Origin of the sequence: Enterobacter sp. DNB-S2, assembly GCF_019443845.1 — a bacterium.
GTDB classification, from domain to species: domain Bacteria; phylum Pseudomonadota; class Gammaproteobacteria; order Enterobacterales; family Enterobacteriaceae; genus Enterobacter; species Enterobacter asburiae_B.
In genome coordinates this window covers 4,036,415-4,052,185 of record NZ_CP050520.1, presented here as the reverse complement: position 1 = coordinate 4,052,185, position 15,771 = coordinate 4,036,415, and the positions used below count along the sequence as shown (strand labels likewise).

General features: G+C 54.9%; 16 protein-coding genes and 4 tRNA genes. 7 read left to right on the top strand and 13 right to left on the bottom strand.

Translation table 11 applies throughout. From position 1 onward, the window contains the following. The first annotated feature begins 106 nt into the window (after positions 1 to 106). Both cysM and pdxK read left to right on the top strand, forming a co-directional pair. Positions 107 to 1,018, top strand: a complete 912-nt coding sequence (gene cysM / locus HB664_RS19510; RefSeq protein ID WP_094934566.1) for a cysteine synthase CysM — start codon at positions 107 to 109, stop codon at positions 1,016 to 1,018. Positions 1,019 to 1,023: 5 nt separating this feature from the next. Next, positions 1,024 to 1,860, top strand: a complete 837-nt coding sequence (pdxK, locus tag HB664_RS19505) for a pyridoxine/pyridoxal/pyridoxamine kinase (protein ID WP_219940063.1) — start codon at positions 1,024 to 1,026, stop codon at positions 1,858 to 1,860. Positions 1,861 to 1,904: 44 nt separating this feature from the next. On the opposite strand, the gene crr is transcribed toward pdxK, so the two are convergent. From crr to cysZ, 5 genes are all read right to left on the bottom strand, one after another. Beyond that, positions 1,905 to 2,414 carry a PTS glucose transporter subunit IIA gene (gene crr / locus HB664_RS19500; protein WP_219940062.1) on the bottom strand — a complete coding sequence of 170 codons (510 nt, stop codon included), beginning with the start codon at positions 2,412 to 2,414 and terminating at the stop codon, positions 1,905 to 1,907. Positions 2,415 to 2,454: 40 nt separating this feature from the next. After that, on the bottom strand, positions 2,455 to 4,182 hold the full coding sequence (gene ptsI / locus HB664_RS19495) for a phosphoenolpyruvate-protein phosphotransferase PtsI (protein WP_023332954.1): 1,728 nt from the start codon (positions 4,180 to 4,182) through the stop codon (positions 2,455 to 2,457). A gap of 44 nt (positions 4,183 to 4,226) precedes the next feature. Further along, on the bottom strand, positions 4,227 to 4,484 hold the full coding sequence (gene ptsH / locus HB664_RS19490) for a phosphocarrier protein Hpr (protein WP_000487600.1): 258 nt from the start codon (positions 4,482 to 4,484) through the stop codon (positions 4,227 to 4,229). A gap of 317 nt (positions 4,485 to 4,801) precedes the next feature. Further along, positions 4,802 to 5,773 (bottom strand): cysteine synthase A, encoded by a 972-nt coding sequence (gene cysK, locus HB664_RS19485; RefSeq protein WP_014884739.1) that lies wholly within the window; start codon positions 5,771 to 5,773, stop codon positions 4,802 to 4,804. A gap of 163 nt (positions 5,774 to 5,936) precedes the next feature. Further along, positions 5,937 to 6,698, bottom strand: coding sequence for a sulfate transporter CysZ (gene cysZ, locus HB664_RS19480; RefSeq protein ID WP_219940061.1), 762 nt, complete (start codon positions 6,696 to 6,698; stop codon positions 5,937 to 5,939). 230 nt (positions 6,699 to 6,928) lie between these two features. Here cysZ and zipA point away from each other — a divergent pair, with 230 nt between their 5' ends. The 3 genes from zipA (at position 6,929) to HB664_RS19465 (ending at position 10,214) form a co-directional block, all read left to right on the top strand. Continuing rightward, positions 6,929 to 7,912: a cell division protein ZipA gene (gene zipA, locus HB664_RS19475; RefSeq protein ID WP_023308727.1), complete on the top strand. Its 984-nt coding sequence runs from the start codon at positions 6,929 to 6,931 to the stop codon at positions 7,910 to 7,912. Positions 7,913 to 7,981: 69 nt separating this feature from the next. Next, positions 7,982 to 9,997, top strand: a complete 2,016-nt coding sequence (gene ligA, locus HB664_RS19470; protein ID WP_219940060.1) for an NAD-dependent DNA ligase LigA — start codon at positions 7,982 to 7,984, stop codon at positions 9,995 to 9,997. Position 9,998: 1 nt separating this feature from the next. Continuing rightward, complete coding sequence (locus tag HB664_RS19465; RefSeq protein WP_003861328.1) at positions 9,999 to 10,214, top strand: DUF3820 family protein; 216 nt, start codon at positions 9,999 to 10,001, stop codon at positions 10,212 to 10,214. Here the strand turns inward: HB664_RS19465 and HB664_RS19460 are convergent. Continuing rightward, entirely contained in the window at positions 10,211 to 11,206 is a 996-nt protein-coding gene (locus tag HB664_RS19460) for a bile acid:sodium symporter family protein (protein WP_047060698.1), read from the bottom strand. The genes HB664_RS19465 and HB664_RS19460 overlap by 4 nt on opposite strands. Before the next feature lie 89 nt (positions 11,207 to 11,295). On the opposite strand from HB664_RS19460, the gene HB664_RS19455 reads away from it, so the two are divergent. After that, positions 11,296 to 12,231 (top strand): LysR family transcriptional regulator, encoded by a 936-nt coding sequence (locus HB664_RS19455; RefSeq protein ID WP_033146568.1) that lies wholly within the window; start codon positions 11,296 to 11,298, stop codon positions 12,229 to 12,231. Here the strand turns inward: HB664_RS19455 and HB664_RS19450 are convergent. The 5 genes from HB664_RS19450 to HB664_RS19430 form a co-directional block, all read right to left on the bottom strand. Then, the gene (locus HB664_RS19450) at positions 12,228 to 12,566 is read right to left on the bottom strand and encodes a FlxA-like family protein (RefSeq protein ID WP_039263694.1); all 339 of its coding nucleotides are present in this window, start codon (positions 12,564 to 12,566) and stop codon (positions 12,228 to 12,230) included. The two genes, HB664_RS19455 and HB664_RS19450, sit on opposite strands and share 4 nt — an antisense overlap. 188 nt (positions 12,567 to 12,754) lie before the next feature. Continuing rightward, positions 12,755 to 12,830 (bottom strand) — tRNA-Lys (locus HB664_RS19445). 4 nt (positions 12,831 to 12,834) lie between these two features. Then, positions 12,835 to 12,910: transfer RNA gene (locus tag HB664_RS19440), tRNA-Val, on the bottom strand. A 29-nt stretch (positions 12,911 to 12,939) separates the two neighbouring features. Then, positions 12,940 to 13,015 (bottom strand) — tRNA-Val (locus tag HB664_RS19435). 41 nt (positions 13,016 to 13,056) lie between these two features. Beyond that, positions 13,057 to 13,132 (bottom strand) — tRNA-Val (locus tag HB664_RS19430). Between the two features lie 258 nt (positions 13,133 to 13,390). Here HB664_RS19430 and gltX point away from each other — a divergent pair. After that, the gene (gene gltX / locus HB664_RS19425; RefSeq protein ID WP_219940059.1) at positions 13,391 to 14,806 is read left to right on the top strand and encodes a glutamate--tRNA ligase; all 1,416 of its coding nucleotides are present in this window, start codon (positions 13,391 to 13,393) and stop codon (positions 14,804 to 14,806) included. A 51-nt stretch (positions 14,807 to 14,857) separates the two neighbouring features. On the opposite strand, the gene HB664_RS19420 is transcribed toward gltX, so the two are convergent. Together HB664_RS19420 and HB664_RS19415 are read right to left on the bottom strand one after the other, a co-directional pair. Next, the gene (locus tag HB664_RS19420; protein WP_219940058.1) at positions 14,858 to 15,241 is read right to left on the bottom strand and encodes a YfeC-like transcriptional regulator; all 384 of its coding nucleotides are present in this window, start codon (positions 15,239 to 15,241) and stop codon (positions 14,858 to 14,860) included. Between the two features lies 1 nt (position 15,242). Next, on the bottom strand, positions 15,243 to 15,605 hold the full coding sequence (locus tag HB664_RS19415) for a YfeC-like transcriptional regulator (protein ID WP_033146143.1): 363 nt from the start codon (positions 15,603 to 15,605) through the stop codon (positions 15,243 to 15,245). Between the last annotated feature and the right edge of the window lie 166 nt (positions 15,606 to 15,771).

The following is a 15,771-nucleotide window of genomic DNA, read 5'->3' as shown; positions in this document are numbered from 1 at the left end:
GGATTACGTAGTTTTGCCGGGTGGCGCTGCGCTTACCCGGCCTACAATATGACGTCTGTAGGCCCGGTAAGCGAAGCGCCACCGGGCTTTTTATTGGACAGCGATCATGAATACATTAGAAAACACCATCGGCAACACTCCTCTGGTCAAGCTTCAGCGCACGGGTCCGGACAACGGCAGCGAAATCTGGGTCAAACTCGAAGGCAATAACCCGGCGGGGTCGGTGAAAGACCGCGCGGCGCTGTCGATGATTGTCCAGGCCGAAAAACGCGGAGAAATTAAGCCAGGCGACGTGCTGATAGAGGCCACGAGCGGCAACACCGGTATCGCCCTGGCGATGATCGCCGCGCTGAAAGGCTACCGCATGAAGCTGCTGATGCCGGACAACATGAGCCAGGAGCGCCGCGCCGCGATGCGTGCCTACGGGGCCGAGCTGATTCTGGTGACCAAAGAGCAGGGAATGGAAGGCGCGCGCGACTTAGCGCTGGAGATGGCCGGACGCGGTGAAGGTAAACTGCTGGATCAGTTCAACAATCCGGACAACCCGTACGCGCACTACACCACCACCGGCCCGGAAATCTGGCAGCAAACCGACGGGCGTATCACCCATTTTGTCTCTAGTATGGGCACCACCGGCACCATTACCGGGGTATCGCGTTTTCTGCGCGAGCAGGAAAAAACCGTCACCATCGTTGGCCTCCAGCCGGAAGAGGGGAGCAGCATTCCGGGTATTCGCCGCTGGCCGGCGGAGTATATGCCCGGCATTTTTAATGCGCAGCTGGTGGATCAGGTGCTGGATCTTCACCAGCGCGAGGCGGAAAATACCATGCGTGAGCTGGCCGTGCGCGAAGGTATCTTCTGCGGCGTCAGTTCGGGCGGCGCGGTAGCGGGTGCGATTCGGGTAGCGCAGGCAAACCCGGGGGCGGTAGTGGTGGCGATTATTTGCGATCGCGGCGATCGCTATCTGTCTACCGGCGTCTTTGGTGAAGAGAGTTATTCGCAGGGGGCGGGGATTTAAGCGTCATGGAGATGATTCTATTCCGGGATAACACCCGGGCGCAGCAAACCGACATTGTCGCAGTGCAGTCACAGGTGGTTTACGGCAGCGTGGGGAACAGCATTGCGGTACCGAATATTCGTACCCACAGGCTGAACGTCACCGCCGTGCCGACGGTTCTGTTTAGCAACACGCCGCATTACGACACGTTTTATGGTGGGGTGATCCCCGACGAGTGGTTCAGCGGCTATCTTAAGGCACTGGAAGAGCGCGAGATCCTGCGCGAGCTTAAAGCGGTCACCACCGGCTATATGGGCAGCGCCAGCCAGATCGTCCTGCTGGCTCAATGGCTGAAGGCGGTCAAAGCGCAGCATCCTGACCTTCTGGTGCTGGTCGACCCGGTTATCGGAGATATCGACAGCGGAATGTACGTCAAGCCCGAGATCCCGCAGGCGTATCGGGAGCACCTGCTGCCGCTGGCGCAGGGGATCACACCAAACGTCTATGAGCTGGAGGTGTTAAGCGGCAAACCGTGCCGTACGCCCGAAAGCGCCATCGCGGCTGCGCAGGGACTGCTCTCCGATAGCCTGAAATGGGTGGCTATCACCAGCGCGCCGGTGGCCGATGACCCGGAAAACATCCACGTGGTGCTGGTGACGAATGAAGGCGTGACCGTCAGCGCGCATCCGCGCGTAGAAACCGATCTGAAAGGGACGGGCGACCTGTTCTGTTCAGAGCTGGTGAGCGGAATTGTTGAGGGGAAAACCGTTGCCGATGCCATTCGCATGGCCGGCGATCGGGTGACTGACGTGATGCTCTATACCCAGTCGAAGGGCTACGACGAGCTTATCCTACCGGTATAAACAAAAATGGCGCCCGAAGGCGCCATTTTTCTGTGCGGCAAGAATTACTTCTTGATGCGGATAACCGGGGTTTGACCCACGGTGACGCTGCCAGACAGTTTGATCAGTTCTTTGATTTCGTCCATGTTGGAGATAACAACCGGCGTCAGGGTAGACTTGGCTTTTTCTTCCAGCAGTGGCAGATCGAATTCAATTACCGGGTCGCCAACTTTAACACGCTGGCCTTCTTCCGCGATACGTTTGAAGCCTTCGCCTTTCAGTTCAACGGTGTCGATACCGAAGTGAACGAACAGTTCGATACCGCTATCAGATTCGATAGAGAACGCATGGTTGGTTTCAAAAATTTTACCGATGGTGCCGTCAACTGGAGCAACCATTTTGTTGCCAGTTGGTTTGATAGCAATGCCATCACCAACGATTTTCTCAGCAAACACTACATCCGGCACGTCTTCGATGTTGACGATCTCGCCGGAGAGCGGAGCAACAATCTCAATAGTTCCGGAGTCTTTCTTATCATCAGAAACCAGAGATTTCAGTTTATCGAACAAACCCATGATCTTCTCCTAAGCAGTAATTTGGGCCGCATCTCGTGGATTAGCAGATTGTTTTTTCTTCAATGAACTTGTTAACCAGCGTCATTAACTCGTCCGTTGTCGGTTGAGCAAGAGCCTGCTCTGCTAACACCTTCGCATCTTCGAAGTTCGTGTTACGGATAATCTTCTTAATGCGCGGGATGGAAATGGCGCTCATAGAGAATTCGTCCAGACCCATACCCAGCAACAGAAGTGTAGCACGTTCGTCGCCTGCAAGCTCACCACACATGCCAGTCCATTTACCTTCTGCATGAGAAGCATCAATAACTTGCTTGATCAAGTTCAGTACGGACGGTGACATTGGCTGGTAGAGATGTGAAATCATATCATTACCACGGTCAACTGCCAGGGTGTACTGCGTTAAATCATTGGTGCCGATACTAAAGAAATCAACTTCTTTGGCTAAATGACGCGCAATGGTCGCCGCCGCAGGTGTTTCCACCATTACGCCGATCTCGATTGACTCGTCAAACGCTTTACCTTCGTCGCGCAGTTCCTGTTTGTAGATTTCGATCTCTTTCTTCAGTGCACGCACTTCTTCAACAGAGATGATCATCGGGAACATGATGCGCAGTTTACCGAAAGCAGAGGCACGCAGGATCGCGCGAACCTGGTCACGCAGGATCTCTTTACGATCCATCGCGATACGGATTGCACGCCAGCCCAGGAACGGGTTCTCTTCTTTCGGGAAGTTCATGTACGGCAGCTCTTTGTCGCCGCCGATGTCCATGGTACGGACGATAACCGCCTGAGAACCACACGCTTCAGCCACGGCTTTATAGGCAGCAAACTGCTCTTCTTCCGTTGGCAGCGCGTCGCGGTCCATGAACAGGAATTCTGTACGATAGAGACCTACGCCTTCCGCACCGTTGCGCTCAGCGCCATCAACGTCGCGGACGGTACCGATGTTTGCGCACACTTCTACCTGATGGCCGTCCAGGGTGATGGCTGGCAGGTCTTTCAGCTTAGCGAGTTCAGCTTTTTCAGTCGCAACCTGCTCCTGAACCGCGCGCAGTTTATCGATCTCTTCATTGGTTGGGTTGACGTAAACCAGATTGTTTACGGCATCCAGAATCAGATAGTCGCCGTTTTTCACCTGAGAGGTGACGCTACCGGTACCCACGATGGCAGGCAGTTCCAGAGAGCGCGCCATGATAGAGGTGTGAGAGGTACGGCCACCCGCGTCGGTGATGAAACCGAGGACCTTTTTCAGGTTCAGCTGTGCAGTTTCAGACGGGGTGAGGTCAGCGGCAACCAGGATAACTTCATCCTGAATCGCGCTCAGGTCGATAATGGCCAGACCCAGGATGTTGCGCAGCAGGCGCTTACCGATGTCACGTACGTCAGCCGCACGTTCTTTCAGGTATTCATCATCCAGTTCTTCCAGGGCAGTTGCCTGACCTTCGATAACTTCATGCGCAGCCGCGTCGGCCGTCATGCCTTTATCTTTAATCAGGGCTATGATTTCCTGCTCCAGCTCCTCATCTTCGAGCAGCATGATGTGCCCTTCGAAGATGGCTTCTTTTTCTTCACCGAAAGTTTCGCCAGCTTTAGTTTTGATTGCTTCCAGTTGCGCAGATGCCTTGGCACGACCGCTCAGAAAACGTTCAACTTCCTGATCAACCTTGTCGGCAGAAATTTTTTTCCGGTCGATGACGATCTCGTCTTCTTTCAGCAGCAGTGCTTTGCCGAAAGCGATACCCGGGGATGCTAAAATGCCTGAAATCATAACCCTACCTTACTTGTGACTGATATTTAAAAGAACCCGGAAACTTACTCGAGCTCAGCCATCAGTTTTACCAGATGCTCAACTGCTTTCTGCTCGTCTTCACCTTCTGCAGAGATGGTGACAACGGTGCCCTGAGTCAGGCCCAGAGTCTGCAGTTTGAACAGGCTTTTTGCGCTCGCGCTTTTGCCGTTGGAAGTCACAGTGATTTCAGAAGTGAAGCCTTTTGCTTCTTTAACAAACTGAGCAGCAGGGCGGGTGTGCAGACCGTTCGGAGCGGTAATGGTAACTTCTTGCTGGAACATTGTATTTCCCCAACTTATAGGTTTAGTGTTGTGGAACTAAAGTCTAGCCTGGCGACTGAACTTTAGCCTGTATTGTTAGCGCTGACGTTTCGATCGTCATTAAACATTATGCAGCGAAAGCAAGACTTGAACCAAATCATAAAATCGATTCAGCAAGGCTATTTCATTCACCGATTAATTTCACGCATCAAAATAATTGCTGGTTTAAATACCAGACCCAACGGGGTGAAGCAATGCCAGGAGGGGCAAAAGTTTGAAGCAGGCCACAAAAAAGCACCTGAAAAGGTGCTTTTTTACGCGTTATTAACATGCTGGCACTACTGTTGCAGCTCTTTTTCGGTAAACAGATCGGCAAACAGTGCGGTGCTCAAGTAACGCTCGCCCGAAGAAGGAAGGATAACCACAATATTCTTGTTGGTAAAGGCTTCATCTTCCTGAAGCTTGAGCGCTGCCGCAACGGCGGCACCGGAAGAGATACCCGCCAGAATGCCTTCTTCATCCATCAGGCGACGCGCGGTAGAAATGGCTTCTTCGTTAGTGATAGTCACCACTTTATCGATCAGCTTTAGATCCAGGTTGCCCGGAATGAAGCCTGCGCCAATACCCTGAATTTTATGCGGGCCTGGCTTAAGCTCTTCACCCGCCAGTGCCTGGGTGATAACCGGTGAGTCAGTTGGCTCAACGGCAACGGTGATCAGGTCTTTTTTACCCTTTGTGCCTTTAATATAGCGTGACACGCCGGTCAGCGTACCGCCGGTACCCACGCCGGAGATAAAGACGTCAACCTGGCCATCGGTATCTTCCCAGATTTCCGGACCTGTGGTCTTCTCGTGAATTTCCGGGTTAGCCGGGTTGCTGAACTGCTGAAGCAGCAGATATTTCGCCGGATCGCTGGCCACAATCTCTTCAGCTTTCTGAATGGCGCCCTTCATGCCCTTCGCGCCTTCGGTCAGCACCAGGTTCGCGCCCAGCGCTTTGAGCAGCTTACGACGCTCAATGCTCATGGTTTCTGGCATGGTCAGCGTCAGCTTGTAGCCACGCGCGGCGGCCACATAGGCCAGAGCGATACCGGTGTTACCGCTGGTCGGTTCCACCAGTTCAACGCCAGGCTTCAGTACGCCACGTTTTTCAGCATCCCAAATCATGTTTGCACCGATACGGCATTTTACGCTGAAGCTCGGGTTACGTGATTCGACCTTCGCCAGAATGCGTCCATTACCGATACGGTTCAGTCGAACCAGGGGCGTATGACCGATAGTCAGCGAGTTGTCTTCATAAATCTTACTCATGGCCTGTCCTTAACTGTATGAAATTGGGATACCGACCCAGCATACCTGTTGAGCAGGTAGGGGGAAGTAAGGAATTCGCATATCTATATACTGCAAGGAAATAATGGGGATCAGTATGGAATAAGGGGCGGCATAAGCCACCCCTGCTTTACACATTTTTGCATTATTTCCATAACGCGTGCTTAGCACGGTAGCAGTCGACCCACATCGCCGTCGCGCCGCAGACGGCGACGGGCATGATGAACAGATTCAGGAAGGGAATCATGGTGAACAGGCTGGTCAGCGCGCCAAACTGCATATTGGCGACCTTCTGGCTGCGCAGGGCGGTGCGCATCTCTTTAAACGGCACCTTGTGGTTATCGAACGGATAGTCGCAGTACTGGATGGCCAGCATCCAGGCGCTGAACAGGAACCACAGCACCGGCGCCACCGTCTGGCCAATGCCTGGCACAAAATAGAGGATAAGCAGCACGACCGCGGGGGGCAGGTACCAGGCAAACTTCTGCCACTCGCGCTTCATGATGCGTGGCAGGTCTTTCATGATCCCCAGCACGCCCGTGTCCGGTGGCGTCACACCGGTAAGCCGCGCTTCCAGCTGTTCCGCCAGCAGACCGTTGAACGGTGCGGCTATCCAGTTGGCAATCGTCGAAAAGAAGTACCCAAACATCAGCAGCACGGAGATCACCGCCACCGGCCAGAGCAGGTAGTTAAGCCACTGCAGCCAGTCCGGCACGTAACTCATCAGCGACGGGATCCAGCTCTCCAGCTTTGTGAATAGCCACCAGAACGCGCCGCCCATCAGAATAATGTTGATCAACAGCGGCAGAATCACGAAGCGTCGAATCCCCGGCAGGGAGACCAGTTTCCAGCCCTGAGAAAAATACCATACGCCGCTGCGCGGGGGAGAAGAAGATGTTGAAACCATAGCCAGGCTGTACTCCTTTTTACACAACCAGTGGAATTGCCCGCCTATATTATCCACTTACGGAGCAATGACCAGTTCGGAAATGTTCGAAAAACCAGCAAAAAGCACGATTTCCTTCATCTTTATGCTGTGAATGCTCTGCACACACTTGCACTTGACGTAAACGGCAAATACTCTTAGTGAGTAAATGTTTGCCGTGGTGGCAAGGTGTTAGAACAACAGAGAATATAATGATGCAGGATTTGCGTCTGATATTAATCATTGTTGGCGCGATCGCCATAATCGCTTTACTGGTACATGGTTTCTGGACCAGCCGTAAAGAGCGTTCCTCGATGTTTCGCGATCGCCCACTGAAGCGCATGAAGTCCAGTCGTGACGACGATGACAGTGAAGATGACATCGACGGCAGCGATGACGACGGCGTGGGTGAAGTTCGTGTTCATCGGGTCAATACTGCGCCCGGCGCAGGCCATGGGGAGCATGAAGCGCCTCGTCCTTCGCAGCACCAGTATCAACCGCCGTATGCTTCCGCACAGCCGCGCCAGCCAGCGCCGCAGCCTGTGGAAGAACCGGTGCGCCAGCCGCCGCAACAGCCTGTCTATCAGCAGCCTGCTGCGCCACAGCCGGTTCAACAGCAACCGGTGCAGCAGCCCGTGCAGCAACAGCCTGCTCAGCCGGTACAACAACCGCAGCAGCCTGTTCACGTACAGCCTGCGCCTCAGCCTGCTCCGGCTCCACACGTTGAGCCTGAGCCCGTTGTAGAGCCAGAGCCGGTTGTTGAAAAACCGCAGCGTAAAGAAGCGGTGATCATCATGAACGTGGCCGCGCATCACGGCAGCCATCTTAACGGTGACGTGCTGCTCAACAGTATTCAACAGGCAGGATTCAAGTTTGGCGATATGAACATTTTCCATCGCCATCTGAGCCCTGACGGTAGCGGTCCGGCGCTGTTCAGCCTGGCCAACATGGTTAACCCTGGCACCTTTGATCCGGAAATGACCGGTGATTTCGTGACCCCGGGCGTCACTATCTTTATGCAGGTGCCTTCTTACGGCGACGAACTGCAAAACTTTAAGCTGATGCTGCAGTCCGCTCAGCACATCGCTGACGAAGTCGGCGGCGTGGTGCTCGACGATCAGCGTCGAATGATGACCCCGCAGAAGCTGCGCGAGTATCAGGACCGCATCCGCGAAGTTAAGGAAGCTAACGCGTAATCGTCGCGTTTACTTCAACTCCTCCTCAACCCCCGCCTGTCGGGGGTTTTTTCTCATTGATGGTGCGATATGGACTCAATCGAACAACAACTCACTGAACTGCGAACCACGCTTCGCCATCATGAATACCTCTATCATGTTATGGACGCGCCGGAAGTCCCGGATGCGGAATATGACCGCCTGATGCGCGAGCTGCGCGAATTAGAGGCGCAGCATCCGGAGCTTATCACGCCGGATTCCCCCACCCAGCGCGTCGGCGCTGAGCCGCTGGGCGCTTTCAGCCAGGTGCGCCATGAGGTGCCGATGCTGTCGCTGGATAACGTATTTGATGAAGAGAGCTTCCTCGCGTTTAACAAGCGCGTGCAGGATCGCCTGAAAAGCAGCGACTCCCTCACCTGGTGCTGCGAGCTCAAGCTGGATGGCCTGGCGGTCAGTCTTCTCTATGAAAACGGCGTGCTGGTGCGTGCCGCAACGCGTGGCGACGGTACGACGGGCGAAGACATCACCACCAACGTGCGTACCATCCGCGCGATCCCGCTGAAGCTGCAGGGTGACAACATTCCCGCGCGTCTGGAAGTGCGCGGCGAGGTGTTCCTGCCCCAGGCGGGCTTCGAGAAAATTAACGATGAGGCGCGTCGCACCGGCGGGAAGGTGTTTGCTAACCCGCGTAATGCGGCGGCAGGCTCTCTGCGCCAGCTTGACCCGCGTATTACCGCGAAGCGACCGCTTACTTTCTTCTGCTACGGCGTCGGTATTCTGGAGGGCGGCGAGCTGCCGGATACGCACCTCGGACGCCTGCTGCAGTTTAAAGCGTGGGGCCTGCCGGTGAGCAACCGCGTTCAGCTCTGCGACTCGCCGGAAGCGGTGCTGGCGTTCTACCACAAGGTGGAAGAGGACCGTCCGACGCTCGGTTTTGATATTGATGGCGTCGTCATCAAGGTGAATTCACTGGCGCTGCAGGAGCAGCTGGGCTTTGTGGCGCGCGCGCCGCGCTGGGCGGTGGCGTTTAAGTTCCCTGCTCAGGAGCAGATGACCGTCGTTCGCGACGTGGAGTTCCAGGTCGGTCGTACGGGGGCGATTACCCCGGTCGCCCGTCTGGAGCCCGTGCAGGTTGCGGGCGTGCTGGTGAGTAACGCCACGCTGCATAACGCCGATGAAATCGAACGCCTCGGCCTGCGCATTGGTGACAAAGTGGTGATTCGCCGCGCGGGCGACGTTATCCCGCAGGTGGTTAACGTCGTGGAGTCGGAACGTCCTGCCGATACGCGCGAGATCGTCTTCCCGACCCACTGCCCGGTGTGCGGCTCCGACGTTGAGCGTGTGGAAGGTGAAGCTGTGGCGCGCTGTACGGGGGGGTTAATCTGTGGTGCGCAGCGTAAAGAATCGCTGAAGCACTTCGTCTCCCGTCGGGCGATGGACGTCGACGGCATGGGCGACAAGATTATCGATCAGCTGGTTGAGAAAGAGTATGTCCATACACCAGCGGATCTCTTCAGGCTGACGGCAGGTAAACTGACCGGTCTGGATCGCATGGGGCCAAAGTCAGCCCAGAATGTGGTTAACGCGCTGGAAGCCGCCAAAGAGACGACCTTTGCCCGCTTCCTGTACGCGCTGGGCATTCGTGAAGTGGGTGAGGCGACGGCAGCGGGCCTGGCGGCGTACTTTGGTACGCTGGAGGCGCTGGAAAAGGCAAGCATCGACGAGCTGCAGAAAGTCCCTGACGTTGGCATTGTGGTCGCCACGCACGTCTTTAACTTCTTCGCCGAAGAGAGCAACCGTGAAGTCATCGGCAAGCTGCTGGAAGAGGGCATTAAGTGGCCCGCGCCGGTAGTGGTTAACGCCGAAGAGATCGACAGCCCGTTCGCCGGTAAAACAGTAGTCCTGACCGGCAGCCTGAGCCAGCTTTCACGCGACGATGCGAAAGCGCGCCTGGTGGGGCTGGGGGCCAAAGTGGCGGGCAGCGTGTCGAAGAAAACCGACCTGGTGATCGCCGGGGAAGCGGCGGGTTCGAAGCTGGCAAAAGCCCAGGAGCTCGGCATTGCGGTTATCGATGAAGCGGAAATGATGCGTCTGTTAGGAGAGTAACGTGGAGAAAGAACAGCTCGTTGAAATAGCCAATACGGAGATGCCGTTCGGTAAATACAAGGGCCGCAGGCTGATTGATTTGCCGGAGGAGTATCTGCTGTGGTTTGCCCGTAAGGATGAATTCCCGGCAGGGCGGCTGGGCGAGCTGATGGCTATCACGTTACTGATCAAAACCGAGGGGCTGACCCAGCTGGTTCAGCCCCTGAAACGTCCTTAAGCCTTCGCGGCGCGGGTCTCTTCCTGCGCCAGCTTTTCGGTCTGGCGCTTGTAGCGACGCGCCAGCACCGCGCAGACCATCAGCTGGATCTGGTGGAAAATCATCAGCGGCAGCACCATCATCCCAATCACCGAGGTCGGGAACAGAATATTGGCCATCGGGATACCGTTCGCCAGGCTCTTTTTGGAACCGCAGAAGACAATGGTGATTTCATCCGCTTTGCTGAAGCCGCACCTGCGTGCCACAAAGACGTTTACCGCAATCACAATCGCCAGCAGAACGAGGCTGACCACCACGATAAACAGCAGCGAGCCTGCGCCCACCTTATGCCAGATCCCGTTCACAACCGCTTCGCTGAAGGCGGAATAGACCACCAGCAGAATCGACGACTGGTCGGTTTTTGAGATCCATTTCTTGTGCTTTGCCACGAACGCCCCGGTCCATGGACGGGATAGATGCCCCAGGACAAACGGCAGCAGCAGCTGCAGGCAGATTTTTCCAACCTGCTCGAGATTGCCTTCCGCGCCGTGCATGTTCATCAGCAGGCCCACCAGCAGCGGGGAAACGAAAATCCCTAACAGGCTGGATGCCGATGCCGAGCAAACCGCGGCCGCAACGTTTCCTCCGGCGAGAGAGGTAAAGGCAATGGCGGACTGCACGGTAGCCGGCAGAATACAGAGATACAGGAAACCGGTGTAGAGCGCCGGGTCGACGTTAACCGGCGCCCACCAGGCAAACAGCACCCCGAGGATTGGGAACAGAATGAACGTGCTGCACATCACCCAGAGGTGCAGACGCCAGTGGCTACCGCCGGCAATAATCGCTTCGCGCGAGAGCTTTGCGCCGTGCATAAAGAACAGCAGCGCGATGGCGGCCGTCGTCAGCCCTTCAAAAAACGGGACGAAGCCCCCGCGGGCGGGGAAGAACGAGGCCAGTAAAACGGTAACCACCAGGGTGAGCGTAAACGGATCAACAATACGAAATAGTTTCATAATGACTCCTGAAAACAGATGTCGCTATTGTGCTTTTTTCCATTTGAGAAATAAAATTGATTTATTGCATCCATTCATGAATGAAACAGATGAATTACTCCTTACGCCAGCTTCGTATTTTCGTCACCGTCGCTCACGCCCGCAGCTTTAGCCGGGCAGGGGAGATGATTGGCCTGAGCCAGTCGGCGGTCAGCCACAGCGTGAAAGAGCTTGAGAATCAGACCGGGGTGAAGTTGCTTGACCGCACAACCCGTGAAGTGGTGCTGACCGAAGCAGGGCAGCAGCTCGCCCTGCGTCTTGAACGATTGCTGGATGAGCTGAACAGCACGCTCAGAGACGTGGGGAGGCTGGGGCAGCAGCTTTCGGGGACCGTGCGCGTCGCGGCCAGTCAGACAATCTCTGCACACCTTATCCCGCAATGTATTGCCGAGGGAAGTCATCGCTACCCGGACATTGATTTTGTCCTGCATGACAGGCCGCAGCAGTGGGTGCTGGAGAGCATCCGCCAGGGAGATGTGGATTTTGGTATCGTTATCGATCCCGGCCAGGCGAGCGATCTGGCGTGCGAAAGCGTACTTTCCGAGCCCTTTTTGCTGCTCTGCCGTGACGACGACCCGCTGGCTACGTTGCCGGAAGTCAGCTGGCAGTCCCTGACGGGCGCGAACCTGGTTTTACAGGATTATGCCTCGGGCAGCCGTCCGCTGATTGATTCCGCGCTGGTGAATCAGGGCGTAAAGGCAACGATCGTGCAGGAGATTGGTCACCCGGCGACGCTTTTTCCCATGGTAGAAGCCGGCATTGGCATCAGCGTGTTGCCCGCCCTGGCGCTTCCCCTGCCGCAGGGAAGCCGGCTGGCCGTCAAGCGATTAACGCCCGTTGTTGAGCGAAAGCTGATGCTGGTGCGGCGAAAAAATCGCTCACTCTCGGGGGCGGCGCAGGCTATCTGGGAAGTGGTGCGTATCCAGGCACAACGATTAACCGAAGCCCGCATACGCGACCCACTGTTTAACGCATCAGAAGATTAGATGTAGATATCAATCTGATTATTGTCTGAAGGGTTATTCACACCTTCCACTTTGCCCAGCTTTTGATCCTGCTTCTTCTGGGCTTCTTCGGCCTGCTGGCGCTGCAGAGCGGCGAGCTGTGCCTGCAGCACTTTGAGCTGGGTCTGAATAAGTTCCTGCTGCTTTTTCTTCTCATCGGTGCTGATGGGGCTGTTCGCCAGCTCTTTTAACTGCTGAGTCAGCTTTTTGATCTTGTCGAGAATGCGGGTGATTTGCGTAGCGATATCGTTGCTGCTGGAAGTTCCACTCGCGCCGCTGGTTTGAATCTGTTGGGTTGAAGCCTGAATGGTCGTCATACTTTTTCCTCGCGTTATAAAACAGAGGTATCGGCACTAACGGGATTAGCTTGAGCAAAACTGCCATATCTGGCAGGGAGTTACATCGATACACAATCAGTATTAATGATGCGGTGAAAGTGTACTGGAAGGCGGAAGTAGACAAACTGCAGATAGCAAAAAGGCGCCTTTAGGGCGCCTTTCTACATTGGTGGGTCGTGCAGGATTCGAACCTGCGACCAATTGATTAAAAGTCAACTGCTCTACCAACTGAGCTAACGACCCGAAATGGTGGGCGATGACGGGCTCGAACCGCCGACCCCCTCCGTGTAAAGGAGATGCTCTACCAACTGAGCTAATCGCCCATTTCGGAACTGCTGCGATAAGGTGAGAATGGTGGGCGATGACGGGCTCGAACCGCCGACCCCCTCCGTGTAAAGGAGATGCTCTACCAACTGAGCTAATCGCCCAATCTCAATTCTTATCTACACTGCGGGCCTACCGAAGTAGATGGTGGGTGATGACGGGCTCGAACCGCCGACCCCCTCCGTGTAAAGGAGATGCTCTACCAACTGAGCTAATCACCCCCGCTGTGTGGAGTCGCATTATAGGGAGAGTTGAAAATGAGTCAACGCATTTTCTAAAGTTTTTATTCGTTCGTCGTAAAATTAAACAAAACGATCGCGAAACGGGCAATGACGCATGATTTCTAAACAAAAATCGCAAACTCGGTCACGATAAAGGGATCAACATTGAGGAATCCCCCCACAGTGATAGAATATTGCCCATCGTTTTTTCCCCAGGATTTGCCGATTGCCGGCATCTTTATAACGTAAGGCCATTTCATGAAAATCAAAACTCGCTTCGCGCCGAGCCCGACAGGCTATCTGCACGTCGGTGGTGCACGTACCGCTCTCTATTCCTGGCTTTTCGCACGCCACAACAAAGGTGAGTTCGTGCTGCGTATTGAAGACACCGATCTTGAGCGCTCCACGCCAGAAGCAATTGAAGCCATTATGGATGGGATGAACTGGCTGAATCTGGAATGGGATGAAGGTCCTTACTTCCAGACCAAACGCTTTGACCGCTATAACGCCGTCATTGATGAGATGCTGGTCGCGGGCACGGCGTATAAGTGCTACTGCTCTAAAGAGCGTCTGGATGAACTGCGTGAAGCGCAGATGGCGAACGGTGAAAAGCCGCGTTATGACGGCCGCTGCCGCCACGACCATAGCGAGCATGCTGCAGATGAGCCTTGCGTGGTGCGTTTTGCTAACCCGCAAGAGGGCTCGGTGATCTTTGACGACCAGATCCGTGGCCCAATTGAATTCAGCAACCAGGAGCTGGACGATCTGATCATCCGTCGTACCGACGGTTCTCCAACCTACAACTTCTGCGTTGTGGTTGACGACTGGGATATGGAAATTACTCACGTTGTCCGTGGTGAAGACCATATCAACAATACGCCACGTCAGATCAACATCCTGAAGGCGCTGAACGCCCCTGTGCCAGTTTATGCGCACGTCTCCATGATCAACGGCGATGACGGGAAAAAACTGTCTAAACGTCACGGTGCGGTAAGCGTTATGCAGTATCGCGACGACGGTTATCTGCCGGAAGCGCTGCTGAACTATCTGGTGCGTCTGGGCTGGGCCCACGGTGACCAGGAGATCTTCAGTCGCGAAGAGATGATCGAACTGTTCTCTCTGAGCTCTGTAAGCAAATCAGCGAGCGCCTTTAATACCGACAAGCTCCTGTGGCTGAACCATCACTACATCAACACCATGCAGCCAGAATATGTGGCGACGTATCTGCAGTGGCATATTGAGCAGGCAAATATTGATACCCGCACTGGCCCTGAGCTGGCGGATCTGGTGAAACTCCTCGGCGAGCGCTGCAAAACGCTGAAAGAGATTGCCGAAAGCTGCCGCTACTTCTATGAAGAGTTTGAAGAGTTCGACGCGGACGCCGCGAAGAAACACCTCCGTCCGGTTGCGCGTCAGCCGCTGGAAGTGGTGCGCGACAAGCTGGCGGCCCTTACCGAGTGGACCGCTGAGAATGTGCATCACGCCATTCAGGCGACGGCAGACGAGCTGGAAGTCGGTATGGGTAAAGTCGGTATGCCACTGCGCGTTGCGGTGACCGGGGCGGGTCAGTCTCCGACACTGGATGTGACGGTTCACGCCATCGGCAAGTCACGCAGCGTGGCGCGCATTAACAAGGCGCTGGACTTTATTGCTGAACGCGAAAATCAGCAGTAATTACGCCTCAGATAAAAAACGGCAGGTTAACCTGCCGTTTTTTTATGCCTTTTATTCCGTGAGACCGAGCCGCGTTAGAAAGCCGTGTATGCCTTCGCGTTTCAATAAGGCGTCCAGACGCCTCTGCTCTGGCTGAGTCATACTCTCCAGCGTCTCAATAATGCCCGGAGACAGGTTTGAAGAGAGTTCATTGTATGAAGCGGTGACCTCAGCGAGATGGTAAGCCGCCTGACGGTTACGGATCGCCGGAAGGCTCATAATATGTTCCTTCACGCGCGCATCAATATGAATGAGCCGCGCGCGACCACCCTTTACACCGTTGAGGCCTTCGGTTTTCCATCCCTGCTGGCGTATCCAGCGATTAACCGTTTGTCTGGCAACGCCCAAACTCTCCGCCAGCTCTTCCGTGGTCATTTTGCTGCGTAATTTTTTCATATCAGTTCTGATCGCGAATTCCTAAACGTTGCAACAATCCGGTAATCCCTTCCCGCATTAACAGCGATGTCATCTGCTTCTGCTCTTCCGGCGTCATTTCATTGGCCAGAGTCAGGAGCAGCGTGTGAAGCGAACTATCATGACTGACGCCTTCTGGCAGTTCGGACGTTTCAGTTGCCCGACGTGCGCTGCGGATAAAGTCACGGACTTTTTCGTTCACATGTACCAGGCGAGCTTTCCCGCCCTGGACGCCTGGTTTTGGTGATGTAATCCAACCCTCTTTGCGTACCCATTTATTGATGGTCTGGCGGCTATAGCCAGTGAGGAGGGCTAACTCTTCTGGCGTCATTCGTTCCTTGATCATGCAATTTCCTGAATATCAGTGGGGTTAATTAACGGCTCATTTTATAGCACCGTTTTACGTGAAAACGTGACAGGCTTAACTCCTGACTGCGAGCAGGCTCGCAAAGTGATTCATTTGCATGAATTTTCGGCGATTGAATGGCTGGGATTGATTTTGCCGTTGACAC

What these genes read in the sequence shown, in the direction of transcription:
- cysM (WP_094934566.1), top strand. Translation starts at nt 107, where the DNA reads ATGAATACATTAGAAAACACCATCGGCAACACTCCTCTGGTCAAGCTT.
- pdxK (WP_219940063.1), top strand. Translation starts at nt 1,024, where the DNA reads ATGGAGATGATTCTATTCCGGGATAACACCCGGGCGCAGCAAACCGAC.
- crr (WP_219940062.1), bottom strand. Translation starts at nt 2,414, where the DNA reads ATGGGTTTGTTCGATAAACTGAAATCTCTGGTTTCTGATGATAAGAAA.
- ptsI (WP_023332954.1), bottom strand. Translation starts at nt 4,182, where the DNA reads ATGATTTCAGGCATTTTAGCATCCCCGGGTATCGCTTTCGGCAAAGCA.
- ptsH (WP_000487600.1), bottom strand. Translation starts at nt 4,484, where the DNA reads ATGTTCCAGCAAGAAGTTACCATTACCGCTCCGAACGGTCTGCACACC.
- cysK (WP_014884739.1), bottom strand. Translation starts at nt 5,773, where the DNA reads ATGAGTAAGATTTATGAAGACAACTCGCTGACTATCGGTCATACGCCC.
- cysZ (WP_219940061.1), bottom strand. Translation starts at nt 6,698, where the DNA reads ATGGTTTCAACATCTTCTTCTCCCCCGCGCAGCGGCGTATGGTATTTT.
- zipA (WP_023308727.1), top strand. Translation starts at nt 6,929, where the DNA reads ATGATGCAGGATTTGCGTCTGATATTAATCATTGTTGGCGCGATCGCC.
- ligA (WP_219940060.1), top strand. Translation starts at nt 7,982, where the DNA reads ATGGACTCAATCGAACAACAACTCACTGAACTGCGAACCACGCTTCGC.
- HB664_RS19460 (WP_047060698.1), bottom strand. Translation starts at nt 11,206, where the DNA reads ATGAAACTATTTCGTATTGTTGATCCGTTTACGCTCACCCTGGTGGTT.
- HB664_RS19455 (WP_033146568.1), top strand. Translation starts at nt 11,296, where the DNA reads ATGAATTACTCCTTACGCCAGCTTCGTATTTTCGTCACCGTCGCTCAC.
- HB664_RS19450 (WP_039263694.1), bottom strand. Translation starts at nt 12,566, where the DNA reads ATGACGACCATTCAGGCTTCAACCCAACAGATTCAAACCAGCGGCGCG.
- gltX (WP_219940059.1), top strand. Translation starts at nt 13,391, where the DNA reads ATGAAAATCAAAACTCGCTTCGCGCCGAGCCCGACAGGCTATCTGCAC.
- HB664_RS19420 (WP_219940058.1), bottom strand. Translation starts at nt 15,241, where the DNA reads ATGAAAAAATTACGCAGCAAAATGACCACGGAAGAGCTGGCGGAGAGT.
- HB664_RS19415 (WP_033146143.1), bottom strand. Translation starts at nt 15,605, where the DNA reads ATGATCAAGGAACGAATGACGCCAGAAGAGTTAGCCCTCCTCACTGGC.